Below are 26634 nucleotides of genomic sequence, written 5' to 3'. Positions count from 1 at the left end.
GGTCGCGCTCGGGGTTGGCCGATAGAACAGATGGCGGCCGATCTGCGCCGTGCGCTGGAAGGCGCGTGACCACTGGGGGGCGACGTAATCGGCGTGGTAGTAGAGGGCGCCGTTGGTTGGGTCGGGCGTCTGCTCGGCGAGAACGCGGCGTCCCAGATCCAAGGAGCGGCGCCATGCCCGTTGTTCGGTGGGCTGATCGGACTTGCCATCGCACCACCAGGAGAATTGGCAACGGTTGCGCTCTTGCCCGCCTTGTTTGACGACCTCGCAGACCGAGTGCGGAAAGGCCTTGGACGCCACTCGGTTCAAGGTGACCTGGGCAACGGCGATCTGGCCCGAGAGCGGTTCGGAACGCGCCTCGTGGTAGATGTTCAGCGCCAAGCAATGCAATTCATCGTCGATATCGGCGGTCCGATCGCCGACGGCGGTCAGCGTGCTCTGCGGGGCGACGGCGGACGCGACCGGGGCCTTGCCCGCGCTTGCCTCGACGGTCTTGGCGGGCGTCACCGGCGAGAGCGTCTCAAGCCGTGGTTCGGCCGGGCTGAGCCGCACCGACTCGCGCGACTCCATGACGGGTGACAACAGCACCGAGGGAAAGAAGGTGGCGGCAAACGCCGTCATCGATAGGGTACGCATAAGCTCCTGCCTGTTGTTTTATCTGCGGCAAGTGGGGATCGGCGCCCGATGATATGCGAAAAACCCCAATAAGGGAAATCCCTAAGGTCCGAGGGCGGCGAGCGTTCGGCGACGCTCGCCACCGGGAAACGGTTTAGGGTATGCTAATCCAGCATTTATCAAGCTGTATCCGTCTTCCCGGCGCTGGCCTGCGGCCAGTCGTCAAAGCTAGGAGAGTGTCCTTGTGAGCCTATTTAAACCGAAGTGGCGCGGCGGTTCGTCCGTCTCCATGACCGTTTTGTTCATGCTGGCAGTGATCATCGCTGTCGGCGTCTTCCTGCGCGCTCAAGCCTTCCTGGGTACTGAGGTCACCGAGCCGCTGCAAGCCAAGGCCGCCGAGTCTTACGCGCTTGCGCAGACCCTGAGCGACCAAGGCGCCTATCAGGTCTTGGCGGCACCCTTCGACGCCAGCGGCGAGGATGCCGCTGCTGGCGAAGTCTTCGGTAGCCTTGGCTATCCGCTGTTCCTCTCGCTGTTCGCGTCGCCCGAGGCGACCCCGCGCAGTCTCGATGCGGCGGTGATCGCCCAACTGGTGCTTGGAACCTTGGCGATCCTGTTGGTGTTCATGCTCACAACGCGTCTGATGGACCCGCATTGGGGTCTGATCGTCGCGTTCTTGACCGCCGTGAGCCCGTTTCTGGTGAACATCAGCCTCTTTCTGGTGGGCGCAACCCTGCTGCTGGTCACCCTGCTGTTCTATCTGATGTCGGCGACCAGGCTCGGCGAGCGCGGCGCGCTGATCCGCACCCTCGTCGCCGCCGCCTTGCTTGGCGTGGTGGCGTTGGTGGATCCCACCTATCAGCTGCTGATCCTGCCGTGGCTCTTGATGCTCGTCCTGAGCGTGCGCAAGGGCGCGTCGAAGGTCCTGATTCCGATCGCGGCGGTGCTGGGCTTCGCGCTCGTCTTTGGACCCTGGATGGCTCGCAATCAGATCCTCGTCGATGCGCCGATCGCGACGACGCCCATCGCCGCCAGCATCCAGCAAGGGATGCCAACGGCCGCATCCGACAACGCGGAGGCCGAGACCCCGCGCCTGCTGGCGTCGATCGGCCGCCTCGGTGGCGCGATGATCAGGGATCCCGGCTGGTATTTTGTCGAGAAACCGCAAACGCTCTGGTCTTTTGGTCAGCCGGCCGATCCTGATGACTCCGATGCCGAGTCCAGCGCTGTACCCAGTGCCGAACAAGGCTTGGTCTATCCGGTTTCGCGGACCCCCTATGCCGAGAATCCGATCTTCCTGACCAGCGAGGAGTTCATGCGACTCCTGCATGCTCCCGTGTTGCTGATTGGCGCGCTCGGCGCGATCCTCGTCTGGTTGCCCTTCGCCGGACGCCGCTTGACGCCCAGCCAGCGGATCGGTTTGCGCAGTATCAGCCTGGTGCTGATCTACGCGACCCTGGTTCATGTCTTCGGTGTCGCCGCGCCGCAATATGCAACGCCGCTGCTGCCGCTGCTGTTCCTGATGGCGCTAACGCCGCTGTATATCCTCACCGCGCCGCGCCTCGAGGCGGCGCCGCCGAAGAAGAACGCCAAAACCGCGCCCGAGACCGAGTCGGAAGAAGAGGCGACCGAGACCGATTAGGCGCTGCCTTTTCCCCTTCCCAAGGCGCCTCGCTCGAGGCGCCCAGCCTCAACTCAATGGCTGGCAGGGTCTCTCAACAGTGGCTGGCAAGGACCTCGACCTGTTGCAGCCGAGCCTCCACAAGTCGGCGATGATGGTTCGTCTCAAGACGCTGATCCTCGTGCCTGGCCCAGGCCTGCTTGTCGAGATACTGCGCCCGGGCAGCCGCGAGGTCGTCCCGGGCCTTGGCGATCGTCTTCGCGTCCGGTTGGCCGCCCGGTTCGACGCCTGGTCCCATGCTTGGGGCGAGGGTCGCTCCCTCGCTCGGGGCGCTGGTGCCGGCCGCCGGATGGGCGTCGCCCTCGGCAGCAGCAATCGGCGGTGACCACGCCGGATCGCGCGCCGGCATACCGAGCCGATGCCGGGCGCGCGCGAGATGCAGATCCCCCCGCATCAGCGGATCGTCGCCAATCCCGGGGTAGTCGAGCCAGGTCTCGACGCTGAGCCAGTCGCCCTCGCGCAGCAGCACCTGCATCGCATCGCGGGCGAAGTCGGCCTGGTGGCCATCGATCTCCTCGAGCCAGCGCAGCAGGCGCCGGGCCGTGGTGACCGCGTCTCCGCGCGCGCCGGCTGGCTCGGCGATGCCGGCGCGATAGCAGAGCAGACGCACCTGCTCGGCGCGCAGCCGATCGCCCTCGACCAGCTTGGGCGCGGCATGGATCTGGTCGCACCAGTGGCTCAAGGCCTCGGCGTCGCCGAGCATGAAGCTCGCTTCGGCGAGCTTGATCTGATAGGAGGCGAGGGTGAAGCGCGGCGAGCCGGTATCGCCCTGCTGATGCTCATAGGCCGCGCGATAATGGTGCTGCGCCGCCCGCCAGTCGCCGCGCCGGGCAGCGAGGTCGCCCTCGGCGAGATCGAGCATGTGGCGCGAGCGCTGCTGCCCGTGGCGCTCGAGGTGGGCATGTCCTTGCGCGATCAACGCCCGAGCCTCGGCCAACGGACGCTCGAGGATGGCGATGTTCAGCAGCGTCGAGAGGGCATTGAAGACATCGCCGGGAGCGGCCGGCGGCTCGGCGGCGGCCGCGCGCGCGAGCGCCGCGACCGCCGGCTCGGTCTCCTTGCGCTGCCAATGGCTCTCGCCCAGCCAGACCAGCATCAGGGTCTGGGTCGCGACATCGGCGCTGGCCTCGGCCAGATGCAGGCCTTCGGTTGCAAGGCGGATGCAGGCGGTATAGTCGCGGGCGCGGTAGGCGTCGCTGAAACGCCGTCTGATTTGATGCAGCGTGGTCTGACTCATCGTGGTTCTGAGTGTGCTGGGGTTCAGTCATGCTATACCGCGCACGCCATCGTTGTCGTCTCGCGCGGTTCCGCCACGGGCGCATCTGTGAGACCCTTTCGAGGTATTCCCCGATTATCGTCAGGATATTGGATGGCTTTATCAGCGATGGCCTTCGCTGCGGCGCTGACGCGGCGCTTGCTGGTCTTTGCCTTGCTGTGGTGGCTGTTGACCTCCGGACAGCCGGCCGCGCTGCCGTTCGGCGCCCCCTTCGTCATCATCGCCGCGCTGCTCAGTACCGGCGCGTACGTGCGCACGCGCAGGGAGGATGAACGATGGCAGCCGGTCGCGCCGTTGGCCCTATTGCGCCTGATCGGCTTCTTTCTCTGGCATTCGTTGCTGGGTGGGATCGATGTGGCGCTGCGAGCCTTACGCTGGCCATTGCCGCTGACGCCGGCCCTGATCGATTACCCGCTGCGCCTCCCGCCGGGACCGGCCACCGTGCTGATGTCGGGTCTGGTGAGTCTGATGCCGGGCACCTTGACGATGATCCACGCCGGGCGTCTGCGGGTGCATGTGCTCGACCGGCACGGCCGCTGGCATCGGGATCTCGAGCGGCTCGAGCAGCGCGTTGGCGCGGTCTATCGCCTCCCTGGTTTTTGACTCACGGCAGTGCGCGATGCAGATCCTTTACCACGCCCTCATCCTGTTTCTGCTGCTGACGTTGGTGGCCGGGCTGTGGCGCATCCGGCGCGGACCGACGACGGCGGATCGCATGCTGGCCGCGCAGCTGTTCGGCACCACCGCGACCGCCATCCTGCTGTTGCTGGCCGAGGCATCGGCGCTGCCGGCATTGCGGGACGTGGCGCTGGTGCTGGCGCTGCTGGCGGCGATCACGGTGACGGCCTTCACGCGCCGGGTGCGCATCGCGGTGCCTGCGCAGACGCAGGCCGGGGATCGAGGGAGGAATCCGGCGGTCGCCACCGAGGTCGCCAGGGACACGGCCGCCGACGGCACGCCAGCCGAAGCATCGGCCGATGGCTCGGCCGGAGACCCAGCGGGTGGCGGGCATGCTCGTTAGTCTGTCGGCGTTCTTCCTGGTCGCGGGCGCCGTCTTCTTCTTGGCCGGAACCCTGGGACTGTTGCGCTTCCCGGATGTCTACACGCGCCTGCATGCGCTGACCAAGGCCGATAATCTGGGCCTGGGGCTGATGGTGCTGGGGCTGATGCTGCAGGTCGAATCCCTGGCCGCGGCCGGCAAGCTGCTGTTCATCTGGCTGCTGTTGCTAGTGGCCTCGGCCACCGCTGGGCAACTGGTCGCGAGCTGGGCGCAAGGCAAGGGGATCGCGCCATGGCGGGGTTGACGCTGCTGTCGTCGACGATCGACCTGGTGCTGGCGCTGACGCTGCTCTGGCTGGCCTGGCGTGCGCTGAATAGCCCGGATCTGTTTCGCGCGGTGGTGCTGTTCATTGCCCTCGGACTGGTCTTGGGGTTGGTCTGGGTGCGATTGGATGCGGTCGATATCGCTCTCGCCGAGATCGCCCTCGGCGCCGGTGTCACCGGGGCCTTGCTGCTAGCGGCGCTGGCGAAACTGCAGGCGACCGAGACTGACACGGCGGAGGCCGCGCCGCTCGGCCTACGATGGCTCATCGCCCTGCTGCTGCTCCTGCCCTTGCTCGGGCTCGGCTGGGTGGTCTGGCAGCTGTGGGTGCCGACGCCGGGGCTCGCCGAGTTGGTCGACGCCCGGCTCGACGAATCTGGCGTCGACTATCCGGTCACCGCCGTGCTGCTCAACTTTCGCGGCTACGACACCCTGCTCGAGCTGGCGGTATTGCTGCTGGCGCTGATCGGGGTCTGGTCGCTGTCGACCGCGCCACACCTGGGCGACGAGGCGCCCGAGCCGGCGCTGGCCGCGCTCAGTCGGCTGCTGGCGCCGCTGATGATCCTGGTCGCGGCCTATCTGGTCTGGGTCGGCGCGCGCGCGCCCGGTGGGGCCTTCCAGGCCGGTTCGGTGCTCGGCGCCGCCGGCGTGCTGCTGCGTCTGAGCGGCTGGCCGCTGGCGGCGCCGGCGAGCGGCTGGCCCTTGCGGCTGGTGCTAGTGCTTGGGGTGGCGGTGTTCGCCTTCATCGGTCTTGCCGTGATGGGGTTTGGACAGCCGTTGCTCGGTTATCCGCCGGGCTGGGCCACGCCGGCGATCCTGACCATCGAACTGGCCGCGACGCTGTCGATCGGCGCCATTCTGGCGGCCTTGTTCATCGGCGGGCGGCCATGACTTCGGTGTTGGTGTTTGCGTTGACCGGGGTCGGGCTGATCGTGCTGGGGCTCTATGCGCTGCTGGTGCAGCGGCATCTGCTGCGCAAGGTGTTGGCGTTCAATGTCATCGGCAGCGGCGTCTTCTTGCTCCTGGCCGGGCTGGCACGGCGGGCGCCGGGTGCCGAGCCGGATCCGGTGCCGCAGGCGATGGTGTTGACCGGGATCGTGGTGGCGGTGGCGGCGACCGCGCTGGCGCTGGCGATGATCCAGGCCTTGCGCTCGGCGACCGGCCGCGCCCGGCTCGACGATCCCGGCGAGGACTAGCCCGATGCCGATGCCCTTGGGCGGCGCCGAGTGGGCCGCCGCGCTGGTGTTGGTGCCGCTGCTGGCGGCCTTGGCCTGCTTTCTCGTGCCGCGTGCCGCCGGCTGGCTGGGGTCGCTGGCGGCGGCGCTGATCCTGCTCGCGACCCTGGGCTTGGTAGCAAGCCTGCTCGGCGCCGGGCCGCTACGGCTGGCGGTTGGCGGTTGGGGCGCGCCGCTCGGCATCGATCTCTGGGCCGATGGGCTGAGCGCGGTGCTGCTGTCGATGACGACCCTGGTCGGGCTCGGCGTCAGCGTCTTCGCGCGCGCCTATTTCGCCGAGCATCGAGCCCAGCAGCGTTGGTTCTGGCCGCTCTGGCTGCTGTTGTGGACGGCGCTGAACGGGCTCTATCTGGCGGCGGATCTGTTCAATCTGTATGTGATGCTGGAGGTGCTGGGACTGTCGGCGGCGGCGCTGACCGCGCTCGGCGGCGGCGCGGCGGCGCTGACTGCGGCCATGCGCTATCTGCTCGTGAGTCTGCTCGGCTCGGCGGCCTATCTGCTTGGCGTCGCCTTGCTCTACCACGCCCATGGGACCGTCGACATCGGTTTGCTCGGCGCGCGCGTCGAGGCCGGTGCCGTGGCCTACACGGCGCTGCTGGCGATGGTGGCCGGCCTGTTGCTGAAGACCGGGCTGTTGCCGTTCCACTTCTGGCTGCCGCCCGCGCACGCGAGCGCTCCGGCGCCGGTCAGCGCCTTGCTCTCGGGGTTGGTGATCAAGGCCTCGTTATACCTGCTGGTGCGCCTGTGGCTGGAGGTGTTCGGCGGGCTCGCCGGATGGCTGCCGGCATTGTTCGCCGAGTTGCTGGGGCTGCTCGGCGCTGCTGCGATCCTCTGGGGCTCGCTGCAGGCGCTGCGCCAGCGGCGGCTGAAGCTGCTGATCGCCTACTCGACCGTCGCTCAGATCGGCTATCTGTTCCTGGCCTTGCCCCTGACCGGGGTGGAGGCGGGCGCGCTGGCCTGGCGCGCGGTGGTGTATCTGGCGCTGGCGCACGGCCTGGCCAAGGCCGCGATGTTCCTCAGCGCCGGCGGCTTGCTGCGCTTTGCCGGCCATGACCGCATCGCCGACCTTGACCGCGCGGTGCAGCGGCTGCCCCTGACCCTGACCGCCTTTGTGCTCGCCGGCGTCAGTATCATGGGCCTGCCGCCGAGCGGCGGTTTCATCGGCAAGTGGCTGTTGCTCGAGGCCGCCTTTACCCAGGGTCGTTGGGGGCTGGCCCTGGTGGCGCTGGTGGGCGGGGTGATGGCCGCTGGCTATGTGTTCAAGGTGGTCGGTGACGCCTTTACCCCGACCGAGATCGCTCAGAAAAGCGAGCCGGTCCCACTGGCGATGCAATGGAGCGCCTTGTTGCTGGCCTTCGGCGCCATCCTGCTCGGCTTCGCCGCGCCCTGGCTGTGGCCGCTGCTCGAGGTCGGCGCGCCCTTTGCGCCGTCCGAGATGGCGCCTGACGCGGCATCGGCGGCGGGCGGAGCAGCGGGCGGGGCAGCGGGCGGGGCAGCGGGCGGGGCCGCACCATGATGCCGGCCATCGATGGCCCGTTGTCATCGAATGCCTGGCTGCCGCTGCTGGTGCTGGCCAGTTCGTTGCTGCCCGGTCTGGTGATCTTCTTCCTCGCCGAGCGGCGCTATTGGACCCGCACGCTGCTCAACCTGACCGGCTCCCTGGTCAAGCTGGCGCTGGTCGGCGCGATGCTCTGGGGCGTCTTCCACCAACAGCAGTACGCGGCCAGCCTGCCACTGTTGCCGGGGCTGGATCTGATGCTGCGGGTGCGGCCGCTGTCGCTGCTGTTCCTGGTGCTCTCGGCCGGACTCTGGCTGCTGACCACCCTGTATGCGATCGGCTACCTGGAAGGCTCGCCGAATCGCAGCCGCTTCTTCGGCTTCTTCAGTCTCTGCGTGACCGCCACCGTGGGCGTGGCGATGGCCGGCAATCTGCTCACCTTCCTAATCTTCTTCGAGCTGCTGACGCTGACCACCTATCCGCTGGTGGTGCATCGCGGCACCGAGGAGGCGCGGCGTGCCGGCCAGGTCTATCTGGCCCATACCGTGATCGCCGGGACGCTGTTGTTGGCCGGCACCGTCTGGCTGTACACGCTGGCGGGGACCCTGACCTTCACCACCCGTGGCTTCGTGGGCGACCTGGTCGACAGCCACCGCTGGTCGTTGGTCGCGATCTTCGTGCTTTTGATCGTCGGCGTTGGCGTCAAGGCAGCGCTGGTGCCCCTACAGAGCTGGCTGCCGCGGGCGATGGTGGCGCCGGCGCCGGTGAGCGCGCTCTTGCATGCGGTAGCGGTGGTGAAGGCGGGCGCCTTTGGCGTCGTGCTGATCGTCTACGATGTCTTCGGCATCGAGGTCGCGGCCGAGTTGGGGGTGACCGGACCGCTCGCGTTACTGGCCGCGTTCACCATCCTCTACGGCTCGGCGCGCGCGTTGTTTCAGGACAATCTGAAGCGGCGGCTGGCATTCTCCACGGTCAGCCAGGTGTCCTACATCGTGCTCGGGGTCGCCATCGTCGGCCCGCTGGCGACGGTCGGCGGCCTGGTCCATCTGGTGCATCAGGGGGTGATGAAGATCACCCTGTTCTTCTGCGCCGGCAATCTGGCCGAGACCCTGGGCATCCATCGGGTCAGCGAGATGAATGGCGTCGGCCAGCGCATGCCCTGGACCATGCTCGCCTTCAGCATCGGCGTGTTCGGCATGATCGGGCTGCCGCCGGTGGCGGGTTTTGTCAGCAAGTGGTACCTCGGTCTCGGGGGACTCGAGGCCGGCCTGCATTGGCCGCTGTTCGTGCTCGCCGGCAGCAGTCTGCTGAACGCGGCCTATTTCCTGCCGATCCTGCACCGCGCCTGGTTCTGCGAGCCGCCCGCGCGCTGGCCCGAGGAGCGGGATTTCGGTGGCAAGGAGACGGCCTGGCTGCTGCTGTTGCCAACCCTGATCACCGCTGCGCTGTCGCTACTGATCGGGCTGTTGGCCTCGCTGCCCTTCACGCCGCTGGAATGGGCGCGGCTGATCGCCGAGCGCGAGTTCTATCGGCCATGAGCTGGTGTGGGGATGCTGGTGGGGATGGTGGGCGCGGCTGGGTTCGAACCAGCGACCCCTGCCGTGTGAAGGCAGTGCTCTCCCACTGAGCTACGCGCCCTGGATGCGGGTAGGCGAGGTAGGATAGCGGGCACTGGGCTGGCGGTCAACTCGAACGGCGGTGTGTGCGCGGCTAGCGGGCGCGGTTGGGCGCGGTTGGGCGCGAACCAGCGACCCCTGCCGTGTGAAGGCAGTGCTTTTCCATCGTGCTCCGCGTTGTCCCCTCGACTGCGAAGGGTTTGAGGCCGCGACCTCTCGAGTGCTCAAGCGGCCGCCGCGATCAGCTTCGCGAGGATCGCTCGGCTATGGAGGAACGGCACCGAGTAATGACCTTCGTCGGCTAGCTCGGTGAGCGTCGCGTTGGGCAGGTGCTGGGCATACCAGCGCGCATGTTCGATGGGGACGGTGCCGTCGGCCTGGCCGTGCCAGATGCGGATCGGAAGGTCGATCTCGGGGAAGGCGATGTCCCAGTCGTGCGTGTAGAGGAACAGATCCTGGCGAGCGCCGGGCGCGCCGTTGCGCATGGCGTCGGCAATGGTGCGGTTGAGCACGGCGTTGATCTCGGGGTCGGCGAGCACGGCGCGATCGGCCGCCGGCGCGACCAGGCTGCGGGTATTCTCGACCAAGGCCGGCCAGTGCTCGAGCAGCGCGGTGGTAGGGCTGCCGAACACCAGATCGGTGAGCCAGCCGCCCTGTTGGCCGAGGCGCAGATTCGCCCGCGCCGCCCAATGCATCTGTGCGAGCTGCTCGTCGCGGTAGATCGGACCCAGCGGGCAGACCAAGCCGCAGCTCGCGAGGCGCCCTTGCAGAGCCGGAGGTGTCGTTCCAGCCGCAGCCGCGGTGCCAGCCTGAGCCCGCGCGAGGCGCCAGGCGCAGGCCAGCACATAGGGGCCGCCGCCGGAGACCCCGATCAAGCCGAAGCGCTCGAGGCCGAGCGTGTCGGCGACGCAAAGCACATCGTCTGGCCAGTCGGTGATCCGTCGCTTGGGGTCCGGCTCGCTGTCGCCGTAGCCGGGGCGATCGAGGCTGATGACGCGGGCGCCCACCGCGCAGGCGGCCGCATGCAACAGCCAGGCCTCGCGCCGCGAACTGGGAAAGCCGTGCGCATAGATCAGCGGCGGGCCCTCGGCGGCACCGAGTTGCGAGAAGGCAATGCGCCGACCGGACGGGGTCGTGGCGAACGCGAGTTGTTCGAGGGCGGGGGGATCGGTCGTGGTCACGTCTACTCAGGGATGGGAATGCGGCGCGCGGCGCCGAGCAACAGGTGAATGGGGGATGCCCGGAAGCCGCCGTATCGAGACGCCCCCGGGCGTTCCGCCTAATGGCAGGCGGGATTGCGATCCGGGCTCAGTTCCAGGATCTCGAGCCGATGATTGCCGCAGGGATGCTCCTCGGACGGCCCCTGGGTCAGCAGCGCAAGCCCGTCCTGGATGCCTTGATCGGCCAGCCAGCAGCGGACATGCTCGCTCCAGTCGGGCAGATCGCCATCGACATCGACCGGCAGCACCCCATAGGAGAACTTCAGGGCTTGGCTGGTGCTCGGCACCGGGCTGAAGGCGATGACCCAGCAGGGCAGCCGGAAGCGGGCGATGCTGCGCGCGGTATTGCCGCTGCGCGTCGGCACGATGACCACTTGCGGGGCGCTGCGCTCGACCGTGTGATAGACGCTGCGCGCGATGAGGTCGACCGCGCGCGGCGGGCCGCCATCGCCGTAGGCGCCAAGCGCCTGGGCGAGGAGCCGATTGTCGCGTTCGGGCTCGATGGCGGCGGCGATCGCGGCGAGCATTTCGACCGACTCGACCGGGAAACGCCCCATCGCCGATTCCGCCGAGAGCATCACGCAGTCGGTGCCGCCAAGGATGGCGTTGGCGACATCGGTGGCCTCGGCGCGGGTCGGGCGGCGCAATTTGACCATGGATTCGAGCATCTGCGTGGCGGTGATCACCGGCTTGCCGCGCAGGTTGGCCTGCTCGGTGATGCGGCGTTGGGCGACGGCGATGGTCTCGATCGGGATCTCGACGCCGAGATCGCCGCGCGCGACCATGATGCCATCGGCGGCATCGAGGATGCTCTCGAGATTCTCCAGGGCCGAGGCGCGCTCGATCTTGGCGATGACGAAGGGATCATAGTCGAGGGCTCGGGCGGCCTCGCGCACCGCGCCGAGGTCGGCGGCGCTGGCGACGAAGGATTGACTCACCGCGTCGAGACGATGTTCGGCGGCGAAATGCAGCCAGAGGTGATCGTCCTCGGTGAAGGCCGAGATGCCGAGGTCGATGCCCGGCAGGTTCAGGCCCTTGCGCGAGCTGAGTTCACCACCCGCGCGCACATTGCAGACCACATCGGTCTCGGTGACCTCGACCGCCTTGAGGAGGATGAAGCCATCGTTCAGGAACAGCCGATCGCCGGGCTTCACCGCCGCCGGCAGGCCGGCGAAGGTGACGCTGACACGATCGGCCTGGCCGATGCCAGGCTCGATGGTGAGCGTGAAGCGTTGGTCGCGCACCAGCTCGATCGGCTCCGCGTCGAGATCGCCGATGCGCATCTTCGGGCCGGGGAGGTCGCCCATGATCGCGACCCGGCGGCCGACCTCGCGCGCCGCCGCGCGGATGGCCTCGATGAGGCCGGCGTGATAGGCCGGGTTGCCGTGAGAGAAATTGAGGCGGGCGACATCGAGTCCGGCGCGAATCAGCGCGCGCAACATCTCGGGCTGGTCGGAAGCGGGACCGATGGTGGCGACGATCTTGGTCTTGCGGTTCGGGATCAACATAGGAGAAACCCTGGGTACAGCAGGCGGCGATGGGTCACGGATGGACACAGTCTAAAGCAAACCCTTTGCCACTTTTTGACCGCCTCGCCTGGATCGGCTTGGCCGCCGTGCCCCCCGATCCGGCTCGTCGCGGGTGACCAGAGACCGCGCTGGATCTGCGTTGATCTCTCGCCGGCGCGGTTTCCAGGCCTGGATCCCTGCTATGCTGCACGGCCGCTTTCTGCTCTAATGCGCGCCCATGTTTCGCCCCTTCTCATTGTTCGTCGGCCTGCGCTACACCCGCGCGCGCCGGCGCAATCACTTCATCTCCTTCATCTCGCTGATCTCGATGCTCGGGATCATGCTCGGGATCGTGGCGCTGATCGTCGTGCTCTCGGTGATGAACGGGTTCCACAAGGAGATCCAGGAGCGCATCCTCGGCATGGCCTCGCATGCGACGCTGTCCGATCCGCGCGGGATCAGCGACTGGCAGGGACTGATCGAGACGCTGGATCAGCACCCGGAGGTGGTCGGCGCCGCGCCCTTCGTCGAGATCGAGTCGATGCTGATGTATGCCGGCAACACCCAGGCGGCGCTGCTGCGCGGCATCCTGCCGATCCAGGAGGATGCGGTGTCGGATCTGCGACAAGACATGATCGCCGGCTCGGTCGACGATCTGACGCCGGGGTCGTTCAACATCGTGCTCGGCCGCGAGCTGGCGGCGGCGCTCGGGGTCGGGCTTGGCGACACGGTCACGGTGGTGACGCCGCGGTTGAACGCGACCCCGGTCGGGGTGATGCCGCGCTTGAAGGGCTTTACCGTCATCGGCCTGTTCGAGGTCGGCATGTCCGATTACGATCGCGGCGCCGGCTTCATGCACATGGAGGACGCGGCGCGCTTGATGCGTCTCGGCGATGCCGCCGAGGGCGTGCGGTTGAAGCTGACCGACATGTGGCAGGCGCCGATGATCGCGCGCGAGATCCAGTATGGGCTCGATGGCCGCTATCGCGTCTCCGACTGGACGCAGGTCCATCGCAACTTCTTCGCCGCGCTGCGCACCGAGAAGCGGATGATGTCGATCATCCTGTTCCTGATCGTCGCCGTGGCCGCCTTCAATATCGTCTCGACGCTGGTGATGGTGGTCACCGACAAGCGTGCCGATATCGCCGTGCTGCGCACCCTCGGTGCCTCGCCGGGGCGCATCATGGCGATCTTCATGGTGCAGGGCACCGCGATCGGCGTCTTCGGCACCTTGCTTGGGGTGATCGGCGGCGTGCTGCTGGGCTGGAACGTCGAGGCCATCGTCGCCTCGATCGAGTCGCTGTTCGATGTCCATTTCCTCGATCCCGGCATCTATTACATCAGCGTCCTGCCCTCGGATGTGCATGCGCAGGATGTGATCCGCATCGCGCTCGGCGCCTTCTCGATGACGGTGCTGGCGACCCTGTATCCGGCTTGGCGCGCGGCGCGCACCGACCCGGCGGAGGCGCTGCGCTATGAGTGAGTCGAGGCGTCCTGAGCCGGTCAGCGAGCCGGTTGCCGCGTCGACTGGCGAACCGGTCGGCGCGGCGGCGACCGAGCCGGCCAGCGTGCCGGTGCTGGAAGCGCGCGGTGTCGGTAAACGCTTTCGTCAAGGGCCGCTCGATGTCGAGGTGCTGCGCGGCGTCGACCTGCGGGTGCCGGCCGGTCTGCGCATGGCCATCATCGGCGCCTCGGGTTCCGGCAAGAGCACCTTGCTGCATTGCCTCGGCGGCCTCGAACAGCCGACCACCGGCCAGGTGTTCTGGTCCGGGCGGGCGGCGATGGCGCTCTCGGAGCGCGCGCGCGGCGAGTTGCGCAATCGCCAGCTCGGCTTCGTCTATCAGTTTCATCATCTGCTGCCCGAGTTCACCGCGCTGGAGAACGTCGCCATGCCGTTGCTGATCCGGGGTGGCGCGCCGGCAGCGGCCAGAGACACCGCAGCGACGATGCTCGGGCGCGTCGGGCTGGGTCATCGCGAGGCGCACAAGCCCTCCGAACTCTCCGGTGGCGAGCGTCAGCGCGCGGCGATCGCGCGGGCCTTGGTGACGCGCCCGGCCTGCGTGCTCGCCGACGAACCGACCGGCAACCTCGACCGACAGACCGCTGAATCCGTCTACGACCTGATGCTGGAGCTGAACGCTGAGATCGGCACCAGCATCGTCGTCGTCACCCATGATCCGGCGCTGGCGGGACGCGCCGATCAGGTCTGGCGGTTGGACGAAGGGCGCTTGGTCGCGGCCTGAGGCGCGCCGGCGCTGGCTCAGGTGCACGCGCGGGGCTCGGGTCCAGGATCGGAACCAGGCCCGGGGCTGGCGCTGCTCGGCCTTGGCTTCGCGGGCGGCGCCGGGGGGTATTTCCTCGCTACCGATCCGGTGCCCTGGCTGGCGATCCTGGGGCTGGCGATGCTGGCGTCGTTGCTGCTCGCGCTCAGCGGGCGCTGGCGCCGCTGGCTCGGCTGGCCGTTGACGGCGGTGGCGCTGGGGCTGTGTTGGTCGCATCTCTGGGTCTGCTCGCTGCTGTGCGCGCCCTTTCCGGAGGCGCTGGTGCAGCAGGATGTGACCGTCGTCGGGCGCATCGCCGCATTGCCGGATGTCACCCGCGAACGCGCGCGCTTCGTGTTCGCGGTCGAGCGCCTGAGCCATGCCGGCGAAGCGATCGACTTCAGCGGTCGCGTGCGCCTGTCCTGGTATCGGGGCGCGCCGGCGCTGATGGCGGGCGAGCGTTGGCGTTTCACGGTGCGCCTGAAGTTGCCGCATGGCTTCGCCAATCCCGGCGGTTTCGACTACGAGCGTTGGCTGTTCCGGCAGCGGATCAAGGCCACCGGCTATGTGCGTGCCGAGCCGCCGCCGCAACGGTTGGAGGCCGGCGCGGGCCGCTACTGGCTGCATCGTTGGCGACAACATCTGCGTGAGCGCCTGCGCCAGGCCTTGCCCGCGGGCGTTGGCGCGGCCTTGGTGCCGGCGTTGGTGATCGGCGATCGCAGCGCGCTGGCGCCGGCGGACTGGCAGGTCTTCTCGCGCACCGGCACCGCGCATCTGATCGCGATCTCGGGATTGCACGTCGGCTTGGTCGCGGGCGCGCTGTTGGTGTTGATACGGCGCGCTTGGGCCTTGTTTCCGGGCCTCGCGTTGCGGCTCGCGGCGCCGCGTGCCGGCGCGCTGGCGGCGCTCGCGGCGGCCTTCGGCTATGCGGCGTTGGCGGGCTTTGCGATCTCCACCCAGCGCGCCTTGGTGATGCTGGCGGTGGTGTTGATCGCGGTGCTCATGGGCCGCACCCTGCGCGCGGCGAGTGCGTTGTTGCTGGCGCTGGCGGCGGTGCTCCTGGTCGATCCGGCGGCCGTGCTGGACTACGGCTTTTGGCTCTCGTTCGGCGCCGTCGCCGTGTTGCTCTATGCGCTGCGCGGGCGGCTCGGACCGCCGGGCTGGATCGCACGCTGGGGCGCGGCGCAATGGGCGGTCGGGCTGGGATTGCTGCCGTTGCTGATCGCCTTCTTCGGCCAGGCCTCGCTGATCGCGCCGCTGGTGAATCTGCTCGCGGTGCCGTTGTTCGGGCTGTTGCTGCCGGTCATCCTGCTGGCGACCCTGGCGTTCTTGCTCAGCGACTGGGACTGGCCGCTGCTCGCCGTCGACGGGCTGCTGACGCAAGGCTATGCGCTGCTGGCCTGGGCGGCGGATCTGCCGTGGGCCACGCTCATCCTCGGTGGGCGGCCGGGTTGGGTCTGGCTGCTGGCCGGTCTGGGCACGCTGTTATTGCTGGCGCCGCGCGGTGTTCCTGGACGCTGGCTCGGGATCCTGTTGCTGCTGCCGCTGGGGCTGGTGCGTCCGTCCGCGCCCGCGCCCGGTGAGCTGCAGGTGACGCTGTTGGATGTCGGCCAAGGGCTCGCCGGCGTGCTGCGCACCCATCGCCATACGTTGGTCTACGATACCGGCCCCGGCTTTCCCAGTGGCTTCAATACCGGCGAGGCCGTGGTCGCGCCTTACCTGCGCCATCGGGGCATCGACAGCATCGATCTGCTGATCATCTCGCACGCGGATCTGGACCATGCCGGCGGTCTGCAAGGATTGCTGGCCGCGGTGAAGACGCGGCGTATCCTCAGTGGCGAGCCGGATGAGATCAGGGCGGAGCTCGGGTCCGAGCCAAACCTCGGGGGCGGGGCCGAAACCAGCGTCGAAACCGGGGCCGACGATGGGAATGGGCTCGAACGCAAGCCAGGCGGAGTCGCGGTCGAGGTGCCCGTGGAGCCCTGTCGACGCCGCCAGCGCTGGCATTGGGATGGCGTCGACTTTGCGATCCTGCACCCCGTGGATCCAGCCGGGAGCGGCAACAATCGCTCGTGCGTGCTGCGGGTCTCGGTGGGCGAGACCAGGCTGCTCTGGCCCGGCGACGCAGAGGCCGAGGTCGAACGGCAGTTATTGCAACGCGAGGGCGAGGCCTTGGCCTCCGAGGTACTGATCGCGGCCCATCATGGCAGCGCGAGTTCGACCACGGGGCCGTTTCTGGCCCGGGTGTCGCCGCGCCTGGTGCTCTTCAGCATGGGCTGGAAGAACCGCTACGGTTTTCCGGCCCGGTCCGTGCGCGAGCGCGTGATTGCCGCGGGCGCCGCCAGCCTGGACACGGTGAGCGCGGGCGCCATTGAGCTATGGGTCGATCCGCTGACCGGGCTGCGCCTGGAGCGCCCCTATCGCGAGCAGGCGGATCAGCTGTGGCGGCATCGTCCGGCGCCGGCGATCCCGCAGCGGAGTCGGCCGGATGATGTTGCAGTGCGTTATGATGACCGGCCCGATCTCCTAGATGCATGCGCGTGGCGAGGCAAACCCGAGTGCTCGAACTGATGAAGGCCGGTGGCTGGCTGATGGTGCCGATCCTGCTGTGCTCGGTGGCCGCGATGGCGATCGTCATCGAGCGGTTCTGGGCCTTGCGCCGCCGGCGGATCATGCCGGATGGCTTGGTGACCCAGATCTGGCAATGGCAGCAGCGCCAGCAACTCGACGCTGAACGCATCGAGGCGATCCGCCAGGGCTCGGCGCTCGGACGCATGCTCGCCGCCGGACTGGTCAACCGCTTCCACGCGCGCGAGGTGATGAAGGAGGCGATCCAGGATACCGGCCGCCATGTGGTCTCCGCGATGGAGCGCTATCTGAGCACGCTCGGCACCATCGCCGCAGTGACCCCGTTGCTCGGTCTGCTGGGCACCGTGATCGGGATGATCGATGTGTTCGGCGTCATCATGGATGTTGGCGTCGGTGATCCCGGCGTGCTCGCCGGCGGCATCTCGCAGGCCTTGATCACCACCGCCGCCGGGCTCTCGGTGGCGATCCCGGCGCTGATGTTCCATCGCTATTTCATCAGTCGCGTCGACAAGCTGGTGGTCGGCATGGAGGAGCAGGCGCTGTGGCTGATCGAGGTGATGCAGGGCGAGCGCGAGGCCGCCGATGGTGAGACGCAGTGAACCTGCGCCCACATCGCCGCGAGATCCCCGAGATCAATCTGACGCCCTTGATCGACGTCGTCTTCCTGCTGCTGATCTTCTTCATGGTCACGACCAGCTTCCGCGACGAGGGACGGCTGCGTTTGCAACTCCCCGAGGCCGATGCCGAGGCGCTGCCGGCCGAGGAGAGCGCGTTGATCGAGGTGATGATCGACCGCGCCGGGCGCTTCTATGTCAACCGCCGGGCGCTGGCCGACGCCGATGTCGAGACGCTGCAACAGGCCTTGCGTGACGCGCTTGGTGACGCGCGCGAGCGGCCGCTGGCGATCAAGGCCGATGCGCGCACCCCGCATCAGGCGGTGATGCGCGTGCTCGACGCGGCCGGCCAGCTCGGGCTGACGCAGGTGGCCTTTGCCGCCAGTCGAAACCCCGTCCATTCGACCCGGCCCGACTCGATCCCGGCCCGCTCAACACCGGCCGACTCAGCCCCGGAGTCCGCCCGATGATCTCGACGCCCGATCTCGGCGCCGTCCTCGGTCTGCCGGTCGAGTCCCCGGCGCGCCTGATCTATCGGCGTCTGCTTGGCTATGTGCTGCCGTACAGGAAGATGTTCGCGATCGCGATCGGCGGCATGCTGGTGTTCGGGCTTACCGAGCCTTTGTTCGCGGCGATGATCAAGCCGCTGCTCGATGGCAGTTTCGTCGAGCGCGATCCGAAGGTGGTGCGTCTGATGCCGTTCGTGCTTGTCGGCATCTTCCTGGTGCGCGGCCTCGCTGGCTTCGTCAATACCTATTGCCTGAAATGGGTGGGGCGGCGCGTGGTCGCCGATCTGCGCCAGCAGATGTTCGACCATCTGCTGCGCGCGCCGGCGCGCTATTACGATCAGCATGGCTCCGGTCAACTCATTGCCAAGTTCACCTACAACGTCGAGAACGTCGCCAATGCGTCCACCTCGGCCTTGACGACGTTGGTGCGCGATGGCTTCACGGCGCTGGCGTTGATCCTCTACATGCTCTATATCGACGCCGCGCTGGCGGCCATCTTCCTGCTGGTCGCGCCGGCGATGGCGATGGCCATCAAGTACGCGACCAAGCGTTTTCGCCACTATGGCAAACGGGTGCAGGAGCGCATGGGTTCGCTCTCGCAGCTCGTCCAAGAGGTGATCGAGGCGCATCGGGTGGTCAAGGCGTTCGGCGGCGAGGACTACGAGACCCGTCGTTTCACCGCCGTGAACGAGAAGACCCGTTCCTTGCAGATGAAGATCATCGCCACCGATTCGATCAGCGTGCCCTTGGTGCAGTTGATCGCCGCCATCGCCATCGGCGTCATCGTCTATCTCTCGACCCTGCAAGGGTTGCGCGAGAACATCACGGTCGGCACCTTCATGTCGTTCATCGTCGCCATGGGCCTGTTGCTGCCGCCGGTGAAACGATTGACGGCGGTGAACTCGCATCTGCAGCGCGGCATCGTCGCCGCCGAGAGCCTGTTCGAGCTGATCGATAGCGAGACCGAGACCGAGAGCGGTGAACGGGTGCTGACGCGCGCCGCCGGGCGGGTCGAATACCGCGATGTGACCCATGCCTATGACCCGAGCAAGGGCCCGGTGCTGCGGGATCTGAATCTGGTCATCGAGCCTGGGCGCAGCGTCGCCCTGGTCGGGCGCTCGGGCAGCGGCAAGTCGACCATCGCCAGCCTGCTGCCGCGGTTCTATGAGCCCACCCAGGGACAGGTGCTGATCGATGGCATCGATATTCGCGCGCTGACCCTGGCCAGCTTGCGCGCCCAGATCTCGCTGGTGACCCAGGACGTGATGCTGTTCAACGATACCCTGGCCAATAACATCGCCTATGGTCAGCAGGGCGGGGCGAGCCGCGCCGAGATTGAGCGCGTCGCCGAGGCAGCGCACGCGAGCGCGTTCATCGACGCCTTGCCGCAAGGACTGGACACCCTGGTCGGCGCTCGCGGGGTGCTGCTCTCGGGGGGGCAGCGGCAGCGCGTCGCGATCGCTCGCGCGATGCTCAAGGATGCGCCGATCCTGGTGCTGGACGAGGCGACCTCGGCGCTGGATACCGAAGCCGAGCGCCACATCCAAGCGGCCCTGGCGGAACTGATGCGGCAGCGCACGACGCTGGTGATCGCGCACCGCTTATCGACCATCGAGCATGTCGACGAGATCCTGGTGCTGGACGCCGGGCGCATCGTCGAGCGGGGCACGCACGCCGAGCTGATGGAGGCCGGTGGCGACTATGCGCGCCTGTATCGGATGCCGTTCGCGCAGGAGGCCGGGCGTGCGGCTCGCTAACCCGGATGCCGACCATCGCGCGCGGCGACCTGGAGGCCTGGCCGACTTGCGGGACTTGGTGCAGGCGAGGGCAAGCGTGACCGCGAGGGCCTGTGCGCGTCGTCTCGTCTCGACGCTGCAACGACTGCCGGAACAGGTCTGGTATCAAGGGCATTGGCTCGGCATCCTGTTGGCGCCGCTCGGCGGGCTGTATTGCGCCATCGCGCGCTTGCGGCGCTGGGCCTATGCGCGCGGCTGGCTGGCGTCCCATGCGGTGTCCGTGCCGGTGATCGTGGTCGGCAATCTGACGGTCGGCGGCACCGGCAAGACGCCGCTCGTGCTCTGGCTGGCGGAGCACCTGCGCGCGCGCGGTCATCGCCCCGGGATCCTGCTGCGCGGTTATCGCGCGCGGCGGGGCGCAGGCACGCGGGATGCTGGCCGCCAGCGCTGGGGCGAAGCGACGCCGGATGCCGGCGCTCGGCGGACGCAGGATGCCGGCCGCCGGCAGCGCGCGGAGCAACCGCGTCGGGTGCCGGTCGATGCCGATCCGCACCGCTATGGCGACGAGGCGGTCCTGCTGGCGCAGCGGACGCGCTGTCCGGTGATGGTCGGGCGCGACCGGGTAGCCGCGGCACGCGCCTTGGTCGAGGAGTGCGGCTGCGATTGGGTGGTCAGCGACGACGGCTTGCAACATCACCGCCTGCGGCGCCGATTCGAGATCCTGGTGGTGGACGGGCGGCGCGGCTTCGGCAATGGCCGCTGTCTGCCGGCGGGACCGCTGCGCGAGCCGGTGTCCCGGCGGCAGGATGTGGATCTGGTGATCCATAACGGGCACTCCGGCGCCGATGGGTTCGCGATGCAGTTGCAACCGGGGCCAGCGGTGAATCTGCGCGATCCCACCCGCCAGCGTGCGTTGGCAGGCTTTGCCGGGCGGCCGGTGACCACCGTCGCCGGCATCGGACATCCGCAACGCTTCTTTGCCATGTTGCGCCAGTATGGACTCGACATCGAGCCACGGCCCTATCCGGATCATCATCGCTTCACCGCCGCCGATCTCCAAGACTGGCCCCCAGGGCCGGTGCTGATGACCGAGAAGGACGCGGTGAAATGCCGCGCGTTCGCGGGGAGCGAGCATTGGTCGGTGCCGGTGACCGCGGTTCCTGAAGCGGCCTTCGTCGAGGCGCTGGAGGCGGCCCTTCAGCATCATCGATGATGCCGCTTTGGGCGATCGTGGCCAATGACCATGCACTGATGCAAGACGGGGATTCACCCGGAGGCGCTGATGATTGAAAAAGACCCACAGCCACCACCCTTTCGCGTGGTGATCCCGGCCCGCTATGGCGCCACCCGCCTGCCGGGCAAGCCATTGCTCGAGATCGACGGACGCCCGCTGATCGGCTGGGTCTGGGAACGCGCCTGCGCCAGCGCGGCGGCCGAGGTGCTGATCGCGACCGACGATGTGCGGATCGCGGAGGTCTGCGCCGGGTTCGGCGCCGAGGTGATGATGACGCGCACCGATCACCGCAGCGGCTCGGAGCGCCTCGCCGAGGTCGCCGAGCGGCGCGGCTGGGAGCCGGAGGCGACCATCGTCAACCTACAAGGCGACGAGCCGGGGATCGCGCCGACGCTGATCGATCAGGTCGCGCGCGGCTTGGCCGAGCACGCGGAGGCGGGCCTCGCGACCCTGGCCAGCCGCATCGAGGAGGCGGCGACGCTATTCGATCCGCATGTGGTCAAGGTGGTGACCGATGGCCAGGGCTATGCGCTCTATTTCACCCGGGCGCCGGTGCCCTGGCCTCGCGATGCCTTCGCGCGGGATCGCGGCCGGCTGCCCGAGGGCGTGCCTTTCCTGCGTCATATCGGTCTCTATGCCTATCGCGCGGGATTTCTCGCGCGCTATGTCGGCTGGCCCGCGGCGCCGCTCGAACAGGCCGAATCGCTGGAACAACTGCGCGTGCTCTGGCGGGGCGAGCGCATCCATGTCTCGCTGGCCGTGGAGCCGCCAGGGCCCGGCGTCGACACCCCGGACGATGTTCAGCGCGTGCGGCAGTGGCTGGCGTCCAGACTGTCGAGCAGATGCACCAGTTCGTCGGAGAAATCACCCTGAGCGCCGTGGATCGGAACCTCGATGTGCTCGTTGGCGCGGAACACCGCTTGGCCGAACTGGTCGGTCTGGATCGGCGGTAGCTGATCAAAGGCCTCGAGCACCAAGTGGCCCTGATCGCGGTCGGTCTCCGGGAGGATCTCGACGATGCGGCAATCGCGCCCGAAGTAGCAGCAATTGCGGCCGATCAGTGCGCGCAGGCGTTGGGTGAAGGCATTGTCGGTCATCGGCAGTGTCGAACCTCAATCCTGACTATTGAAGCTGCCGATATGGGGCTGTGTGCACGACAAAAAAATGCCCCGCAAGGATGCGGGGCAATTCACCACTGAGGAGGTCAGAGGACGGAAAGGGCAGAGAAGGAGATTTCCGCCTCGGTTTGATTTAAGCAGGATAAATGCCAACTTTCTGTCTTTGCGCGTCGCCCACATCGATTCACCGCTCTCAGGCGCTCGCGCGAGGAGCGGCGGCGCTCAACCCGATGAAGACTGAAGGAATCGAAGGGGTTCGAGTGAACCGGGATCGCCTCTCGGCGTCGTCTTCTTGCACTCGTTTAGTGCGTTTTGCGACGCCGGATGACGCCGATCGCGTCAGCCCCGCTGAAGACCCGATCGATGCGTCTCCCCGTGAATCGGTTTCACCGCGCCCCAACATGGCCGGCGTGGAACAATGAAAACCTGATCGGCCAGATGGACGGCGTAATGATCCAAGGTGAGGCGGGCCTGATCGCTCACGGCGTGTCGATCAGAGCCGGTCCCGGTCTCCGTCTTCGCGCTCCTCACTGATCGTTAGAAGGTTGTTTTGATGAAGAAAATTCGCGTCTTATTCGTCTGCATGGGCAACATCTGCCGCTCGCCCACGGCGCAAGGGGTGTTCACCAAGCTGGTGATCGAGGAGGGCCTCTCGCACCTGATCGAGATCGACTCCGCTGGCACCCATGCCTACCACGTCGGCGAGCCGCCGGACCCGCGCGCACGGGAGACGGCTCAGCGACGTGGGATCGATCTCTCGCGGCAGCGCGCGCGGCGGGCCATTGCCGAGGATTTCGAGCGCTTCGACTATGTCCTGGCGATGGACGAGGCGAACCATCGGGCGCTCTCGGCGCTCTGCCCGCCGGGCTTCGAGGAACGGTTGCGGCTGTTCATGGACTATGCGCCCCAGCTCGAACAGCGTGAGGTGCCGGATCCTTACTATGGGGGCTCGAATGGCTTCGAGGCCGTGTTCGATATGGTCGATGCCGCCGCGCGCGGGCTACTCGACGCGATCCGCCGCGAACATCTCCGCGCTGCTTGATCGCGGTCCATCCTCTCCTTCCCGATGATTGCCGGACACTGACGCCCGCCTTCGAGCCGGGCCTCGCTAGGTCCGCGTGGTTGCGGACGCTCGGCGCAGGGTGTCGTAAGCGATGGGTTCGATCGGGCGCGCGAGGTCGCGTTCGAGATCCGCGGCGAGGGCGAGTTCGATGTCGCGCGGATGGATGCCGATGCGGATCGGCAGTCCCTGACGTTGGGCGCGCCGCCAATTCCAGCGATTCCAGCCGCGTAGGATCGGCGCCCGCAGCGCCTGGTCGGCCTCGTAGCCGAGCAGGGGCAGGGGCCGCACGCGCTCGGCGGCGGCATCGATGACCCCATCGAAACGTTCGTAGAGCGGAAACGGACAGGCCTCGCGCAAACGCGCGCGCGCGATCGCACCCATGGCCCAGGCCGGTGGCACATAGAGCGCCGGCGGCTCCAGCCCATGATCGCCGAACCAGGCATGGCAGCGCTGGATCAGTGCGATGATGCCCGCCTCGTCGAGCGCCAGATGCTCGGCGACGCGACGCGACAGGAACAGGCCGTGGAGCCGATGATAGAGGCTGCCAAACCGCTCGGCCCGATGTTGCCAGCCATGCCCGGCGAGCGGATAGCCAGCGCGCTCCAGACTGCGCAGGGTTGCCAGCGCGGGCCGGTCCCAGTCGCGACCGGGCACCACGAGCAGGGTGACCGGCGCGCGTCGATGCCGCTCAAGCCGCTTCAGGGTGCGTTGCACCATCGGTAGCGTCTCTGGCATCAGATCGTGGACCGAGATCAGCGCTTGCGGCGGCGGAGAGGCCTCCGGCAACGGGGTTTCAGCGGTGTTCATGCGGCTCCAACCGACTCCGCTGGGCAACAGGAGACGCGCGCTTGGCTTGGTCGCCGCTCAGCGCTCTTCATACTGTTCCAGCCCCTGCGGCTCTTGATCGCGCAGCACCGAGAGCCAGTGGAGCAGATTGCGCTCGTTGATCTCGCGCGCGGCCGCGCGGCCGAGCACCGCCTTGCGCTCGAGCATGCTGCGGTCCAGCGCGCAGACGCGTTCGAGCACCGTGGCCAACGTTTCGTCCTCGCGCATCTGGAACAGCGCGCGATTGAGCAGATCCCAGCTCAGGATGCCGCACTGCGACGAGACCACCACCAACCGTCCGCGCGCCAAGGCCTCGAGGGCGATGGTGCCGAAGGATTCGATGGTCGATGGCAGCACCAGCAGGTCGGTGCGATCGATCAACGGCAGGATCTGCTGGCGTCGGACCCAGCCGACATAGTCGAGATTCGGCAGCCGCGCGGCCTCTTGCTCGACCCAGTCCCGCAGCGGCCCATCGCCGGCGATCTGGAATCGCAGCTGCGGCATCGCCTCGGCGGCCTCGATGACGGCGCCGAGATTCTTCTCCGGGGCCAGGCGGCCGGCGAAGAGGACGCGCTCGATGCGTGCTCGCAACGGACTCACCGGTTCATCGAGGAAGCGCTTCGGGATCGGCGTGCCCATGAGCCCGACGTTGGTCGCGCCGATGGCGCGGGCGACCTCGAGCATCTCATCGGAGTTCGCCAACACCAGATGGCTGGCCCTAAACAGGGCGCGATGGCAGCGGTTGAGATAGGTCTGGGCGAGGATGCCGAACAGGCGCCAGTGGTTGTTCAGTGCCGCCAGGCGCTCGAAATGGGTATGGAAGCCGACCACGAGCCGGGCCTCGAAGCGGCGCGCGAACAGCAAGCCGAGCATGGCATAGGGACCAGGCGTCGGGATGATGATGGCATTCGGATTCAGACGCGCCAGCCGGCGCCCGATCAGTCCCGGACGCGGGATCAGGAAACGTTGGGTCGGATCGCCGGGCATCGGCAGCGCCAGGCCGCCGTGCCATTTGCTCGCGCGATAGCGGGGCGAGATCAATTCCACCTGGGCGCCGATCGCCTTCAGGTGCTCGGCGAGATCGCGATAGTAGGTGCCGACGCCGTTGCGCTCGGGGGCCGCGTCGGAAATGATCGCCACGCGCAGCCCCCGCGCATCGATGGCAGGCGCCTGATCGAGCGGGGCCGGGGACACCGAGACCGGCGGCGGAGAGGAGTTCAGCATGAGAGGCCCCGAGGCTCGAGTGCGGCGGTGTGCGCGGGCGCCGCAAGCACCGGATGCCGATAGGCCGCCGCGAAACGCTCGGCGAGAGCGACCGGCGTCAGGCCAAACTGCTCGAGGCTATACCGGTGCGTGCTTCGATAGCGTCGCGCCTGGCCATCCTCGCGCGCGAGCACGAGCGCAAAATCGTCTGATAGGGCGAGTCCAAAGCGCCGATAGACAGCGGTGAGCGTTTGCCCGAGCTGGCCGCGCAACGCCTGCATGCCGAGCGCGGCGTGCCGATCCTCCGGCAAGCGTTCGCGCAGCCGATCCAGGTTCTCGTAGTAGAACGCCAGCTGCGCGGTCAGGCGCTGGCGCACCGGTTGGCTGTCGGCGGGCACGCCGAAGAACGCCAGGCCGGCGCCGATCGAACTCAACTGCGAGGGCACCGTCTCGAGCGGGTCGCGCAGGCTGACGAGGAAGCGGGCATCCGGAAAACGCTCGGCGAGGCTGAGCGCCCAGGGCGCGAAGGCGGCGTTCTTCGAGAGCAGCCGTTTGCCGGGACCATGCACATAGAGATGGCGCTTGAGGCAGCTCTCGTAGAAATCGAGCAGGCGTTTGCGCTCGGCCGGGTCGAGATCGGCATCGAAGCGCCCGACGCGCCAGATGTGCTCGAAACCGGGGAAGGGCAGCGCGAGGATGAAACAGGAGAGCACCGGCATCAACGCGAAATAGTCTTCCTCCGGTGTCGTCAGCCCCATCGGATGGACCTCGTCGAGTCCGGCGAAGGCGCGGCGCTCGAGGCGCCGCAGCAGGCGTGCGAGCGGGGCGCCAAGCGCCCGATCCAACCGCGCCAGGGCGAGGAAGAACCGGCGCTGCGTCACCGACGGGGCGAACAGACATTCCCAGGTGCGGAAGGTGGTGAACTGCTGGTCCTGCGCCAGCACCTGATGCAGGCGCGTGGTGCCGCTGCGCGGCACGCCGAGCACGAACAGCGGCGCCTCGACCGACACCCGCCGCCAGCCGCGAAAGAAGAGATCGTCGAGCAGGAAGCCGAGCCAATGCAGCGCCTGGCCGAACGCGAACAGCGGCAAGAAGCCGAGCATCACCAGCACGCGCCGCGGGCGCAGCGGCGCCTGGCCATCGGGCGCGCAGCTCAGGCCCGCCGCAACGAGACCGATGAAGCGCTTGGTCGAGATCAGGAAGCACTCAAGCATGGCAGGCGAAATCGGCCTCGGCATGGAACGGATCGGGGCGCGGCGATGAGCAGCTATTCATCTTAACCCAGCGGGCGCTCAAATCGAAGACGCTACCTTGGTGGACCCTGTGGATCGCCTGCCTCGGAGGTGTCCGCGGCGTCGTTCCGCGGCGTCGTCTCCGCGCTCTCGCGACTGGCCGGAGGGGCGCTACTCGGCTGACTGTGACTGGGCTTGGTCTCCGTCTCCGTGCCTTGGGGGCTGGCCGATGCAGCGTTTGGCTGCACGGGTTTCGGGTCTGTCTCCATTTCCGGGCCTT

At 67.9% G+C, this 26634-nt stretch carries 24 protein-coding genes, 1 tRNA gene and 1 pseudogene; 17 read left to right on the top strand and 9 right to left on the bottom strand.

The window, feature by feature from the left end; all coding sequences use genetic code 11:
- Positions 1 to 636, bottom strand: a 636-nt coding sequence (locus tag ACLFQI_RS01645) for a cell wall hydrolase (RefSeq protein ID WP_410757053.1), incomplete at its 3' end; no start/stop codon positions are given.
- A gap of 223 nt (positions 637 to 859) precedes the next feature.
- Between ACLFQI_RS01645 and ACLFQI_RS01640 the strand changes: the two genes are divergently transcribed.
- Positions 860 to 2257, top strand: a complete 1398-nt coding sequence (locus ACLFQI_RS01640; protein WP_410757052.1) for a glycosyltransferase family 39 protein — start codon at positions 860 to 862, stop codon at positions 2255 to 2257.
- 73 nt (positions 2258 to 2330) lie between these two features.
- Here the strand turns inward: ACLFQI_RS01640 and ACLFQI_RS01635 are convergent, their stop codons facing one another.
- Positions 2331 to 3533, bottom strand: a complete 1203-nt coding sequence (locus ACLFQI_RS01635; RefSeq protein ID WP_410757051.1) for a hypothetical protein — start codon at positions 3531 to 3533, stop codon at positions 2331 to 2333.
- A 132-nt stretch (positions 3534 to 3665) separates the two neighbouring features.
- On the opposite strand from ACLFQI_RS01635, the gene ACLFQI_RS01630 reads away from it, so the two are divergent.
- From ACLFQI_RS01630 to ACLFQI_RS01600, 7 genes and pseudogenes are all read left to right on the top strand, one after another.
- Complete coding sequence (locus ACLFQI_RS01630; protein WP_410757050.1) at positions 3666 to 4175, top strand: Na+/H+ antiporter subunit E; 510 nt, start codon at positions 3666 to 3668, stop codon at positions 4173 to 4175.
- 16 nt (positions 4176 to 4191) lie between these two features.
- Positions 4192 to 4434, top strand: a pseudogene (locus ACLFQI_RS01625) (monovalent cation/H+ antiporter complex subunit F); the annotation flags it as partial.
- Positions 4435 to 4582: 148 nt separating this feature from the next.
- A complete protein-coding gene (mnhG, locus tag ACLFQI_RS01620; RefSeq protein ID WP_410757049.1) occupies positions 4583 to 4876 on the top strand; it encodes a monovalent cation/H(+) antiporter subunit G in 294 nt (97 codons plus the stop codon).
- A complete protein-coding gene (locus ACLFQI_RS01615) occupies positions 4864 to 5784 on the top strand; it encodes a hydrogenase subunit MbhD domain-containing protein (protein WP_410757048.1) in 921 nt (306 codons plus the stop codon). The genes mnhG and ACLFQI_RS01615 overlap by 13 nt, the downstream gene beginning before the upstream one ends.
- Positions 5781 to 6089: an NADH-quinone oxidoreductase subunit K gene (locus ACLFQI_RS01610; RefSeq protein WP_410757047.1), complete on the top strand. Its 309-nt coding sequence runs from the start codon at positions 5781 to 5783 to the stop codon at positions 6087 to 6089. Before ACLFQI_RS01615 ends, ACLFQI_RS01610 begins: the two co-directional genes overlap by 4 nt.
- Before the next feature lie 4 nt (positions 6090 to 6093).
- Positions 6094 to 7644 carry a complex I subunit 5 family protein gene (locus ACLFQI_RS01605; protein WP_410757046.1) on the top strand — a complete coding sequence of 517 codons (1551 nt, stop codon included), beginning with the start codon at positions 6094 to 6096 and terminating at the stop codon, positions 7642 to 7644.
- Between the two features lie 20 nt (positions 7645 to 7664).
- Positions 7665 to 9164, top strand: a complete 1500-nt coding sequence (locus tag ACLFQI_RS01600) for a complex I subunit 5 family protein (RefSeq protein ID WP_410757055.1) — start codon at positions 7665 to 7667, stop codon at positions 9162 to 9164.
- 25 nt (positions 9165 to 9189) lie between these two features.
- Here the strand turns inward: ACLFQI_RS01600 and ACLFQI_RS01595 are convergent.
- The 3 genes from ACLFQI_RS01595 to pyk all read right to left on the bottom strand — a co-directional run bounded on the left by ACLFQI_RS01595 (position 9190) and on the right by pyk (position 11970).
- Positions 9190 to 9264 (bottom strand) — tRNA-Val (locus ACLFQI_RS01595).
- Between the two features lie 202 nt (positions 9265 to 9466).
- Positions 9467 to 10423 (bottom strand): alpha/beta fold hydrolase, encoded by a 957-nt coding sequence (locus tag ACLFQI_RS01590; protein ID WP_410757045.1) that lies wholly within the window; start codon positions 10421 to 10423, stop codon positions 9467 to 9469.
- A 98-nt stretch (positions 10424 to 10521) separates the two neighbouring features.
- Positions 10522 to 11970: a pyruvate kinase gene (gene pyk, locus ACLFQI_RS01585; RefSeq protein ID WP_410757044.1), complete on the bottom strand. Its 1449-nt coding sequence runs from the start codon at positions 11968 to 11970 to the stop codon at positions 10522 to 10524.
- A 238-nt stretch (positions 11971 to 12208) separates the two neighbouring features.
- Here pyk and ACLFQI_RS01580 point away from each other — a divergent pair, with 238 nt between their 5' ends.
- From ACLFQI_RS01580 to kdsB, 8 genes are all read left to right on the top strand, one after another.
- A complete protein-coding gene (locus tag ACLFQI_RS01580; protein WP_410757043.1) occupies positions 12209 to 13453 on the top strand; it encodes a lipoprotein-releasing ABC transporter permease subunit in 1245 nt (414 codons plus the stop codon).
- Positions 13446 to 14213, top strand: a complete 768-nt coding sequence (gene lolD / locus ACLFQI_RS01575) for a lipoprotein-releasing ABC transporter ATP-binding protein LolD (protein ID WP_410757042.1) — start codon at positions 13446 to 13448, stop codon at positions 14211 to 14213. The genes ACLFQI_RS01580 and lolD overlap by 8 nt, the downstream gene beginning before the upstream one ends.
- 21 nt (positions 14214 to 14234) lie before the next feature.
- A complete protein-coding gene (locus tag ACLFQI_RS01570) occupies positions 14235 to 16802 on the top strand; it encodes a DNA internalization-related competence protein ComEC/Rec2 (RefSeq protein ID WP_410757041.1) in 2568 nt (855 codons plus the stop codon).
- The gene (locus ACLFQI_RS01565; protein WP_410757054.1) at positions 16790 to 17419 is read left to right on the top strand and encodes a MotA/TolQ/ExbB proton channel family protein; all 630 of its coding nucleotides are present in this window, start codon (positions 16790 to 16792) and stop codon (positions 17417 to 17419) included. The genes ACLFQI_RS01570 and ACLFQI_RS01565 overlap by 13 nt, the downstream gene beginning before the upstream one ends.
- Entirely contained in the window at positions 17416 to 17904 is a 489-nt protein-coding gene (locus ACLFQI_RS01560; RefSeq protein WP_410757040.1) for an ExbD/TolR family protein, read from the top strand. Before ACLFQI_RS01565 ends, ACLFQI_RS01560 begins: the two co-directional genes overlap by 4 nt.
- Positions 17901 to 19700 carry a lipid A export permease/ATP-binding protein MsbA gene (gene msbA / locus ACLFQI_RS01555; protein WP_410757039.1) on the top strand — a complete coding sequence of 600 codons (1800 nt, stop codon included), beginning with the start codon at positions 17901 to 17903 and terminating at the stop codon, positions 19698 to 19700. Before ACLFQI_RS01560 ends, msbA begins: the two co-directional genes overlap by 4 nt.
- Positions 19701 to 19776: 76 nt before the next feature.
- The gene (gene lpxK, locus ACLFQI_RS01550; protein ID WP_410757038.1) at positions 19777 to 20892 is read left to right on the top strand and encodes a tetraacyldisaccharide 4'-kinase; all 1116 of its coding nucleotides are present in this window, start codon (positions 19777 to 19779) and stop codon (positions 20890 to 20892) included.
- Positions 20893 to 20961: 69 nt separating this feature from the next.
- The gene (gene kdsB, locus ACLFQI_RS01545; RefSeq protein WP_410757037.1) at positions 20962 to 21786 is read left to right on the top strand and encodes a 3-deoxy-manno-octulosonate cytidylyltransferase; all 825 of its coding nucleotides are present in this window, start codon (positions 20962 to 20964) and stop codon (positions 21784 to 21786) included.
- On the opposite strand, the gene ACLFQI_RS01540 is transcribed toward kdsB, so the two are convergent.
- Entirely contained in the window at positions 21714 to 22010 is a 297-nt protein-coding gene (locus ACLFQI_RS01540) for a hypothetical protein (RefSeq protein ID WP_410757036.1), read from the bottom strand. The two genes, kdsB and ACLFQI_RS01540, sit on opposite strands and share 73 nt — an antisense overlap.
- Positions 22011 to 22584: 574 nt before the next feature.
- Here ACLFQI_RS01540 and ACLFQI_RS01535 point away from each other — a divergent pair.
- Positions 22585 to 23073, top strand: coding sequence for a low molecular weight protein-tyrosine-phosphatase (locus ACLFQI_RS01535; protein WP_410757035.1), 489 nt, complete (start codon positions 22585 to 22587; stop codon positions 23071 to 23073).
- Between the two features lie 66 nt (positions 23074 to 23139).
- Here the strand turns inward: ACLFQI_RS01535 and ACLFQI_RS01530 are convergent, their stop codons facing one another.
- Genes ACLFQI_RS01530 through ACLFQI_RS01520 form a run of 3 tightly spaced genes read right to left on the bottom strand, consistent with a single transcriptional unit; the run spans position 23140 to position 26336 of the window.
- Positions 23140 to 23901: a polysaccharide deacetylase family protein gene (locus ACLFQI_RS01530; protein ID WP_410757034.1), complete on the bottom strand. Its 762-nt coding sequence runs from the start codon at positions 23899 to 23901 to the stop codon at positions 23140 to 23142.
- Between the two features lie 57 nt (positions 23902 to 23958).
- Positions 23959 to 25143: a glycosyltransferase gene (locus ACLFQI_RS01525; RefSeq protein ID WP_410757033.1), complete on the bottom strand. Its 1185-nt coding sequence runs from the start codon at positions 25141 to 25143 to the stop codon at positions 23959 to 23961.
- The gene (locus ACLFQI_RS01520; protein WP_410757032.1) at positions 25137 to 26336 is read right to left on the bottom strand and encodes a sulfotransferase; all 1200 of its coding nucleotides are present in this window, start codon (positions 26334 to 26336) and stop codon (positions 25137 to 25139) included. The genes ACLFQI_RS01525 and ACLFQI_RS01520 overlap by 7 nt, the downstream gene beginning before the upstream one ends.
- Between the last annotated feature and the right edge of the window lie 298 nt (positions 26337 to 26634).

Origin of the sequence: Halochromatium sp., from assembly GCF_046541315.1 — a bacterium.
GTDB lineage: Bacteria > Pseudomonadota > Gammaproteobacteria > Chromatiales > Chromatiaceae > Lamprobacter.
This window is presented reverse-complemented; position numbering and strand designations above follow the sequence as displayed.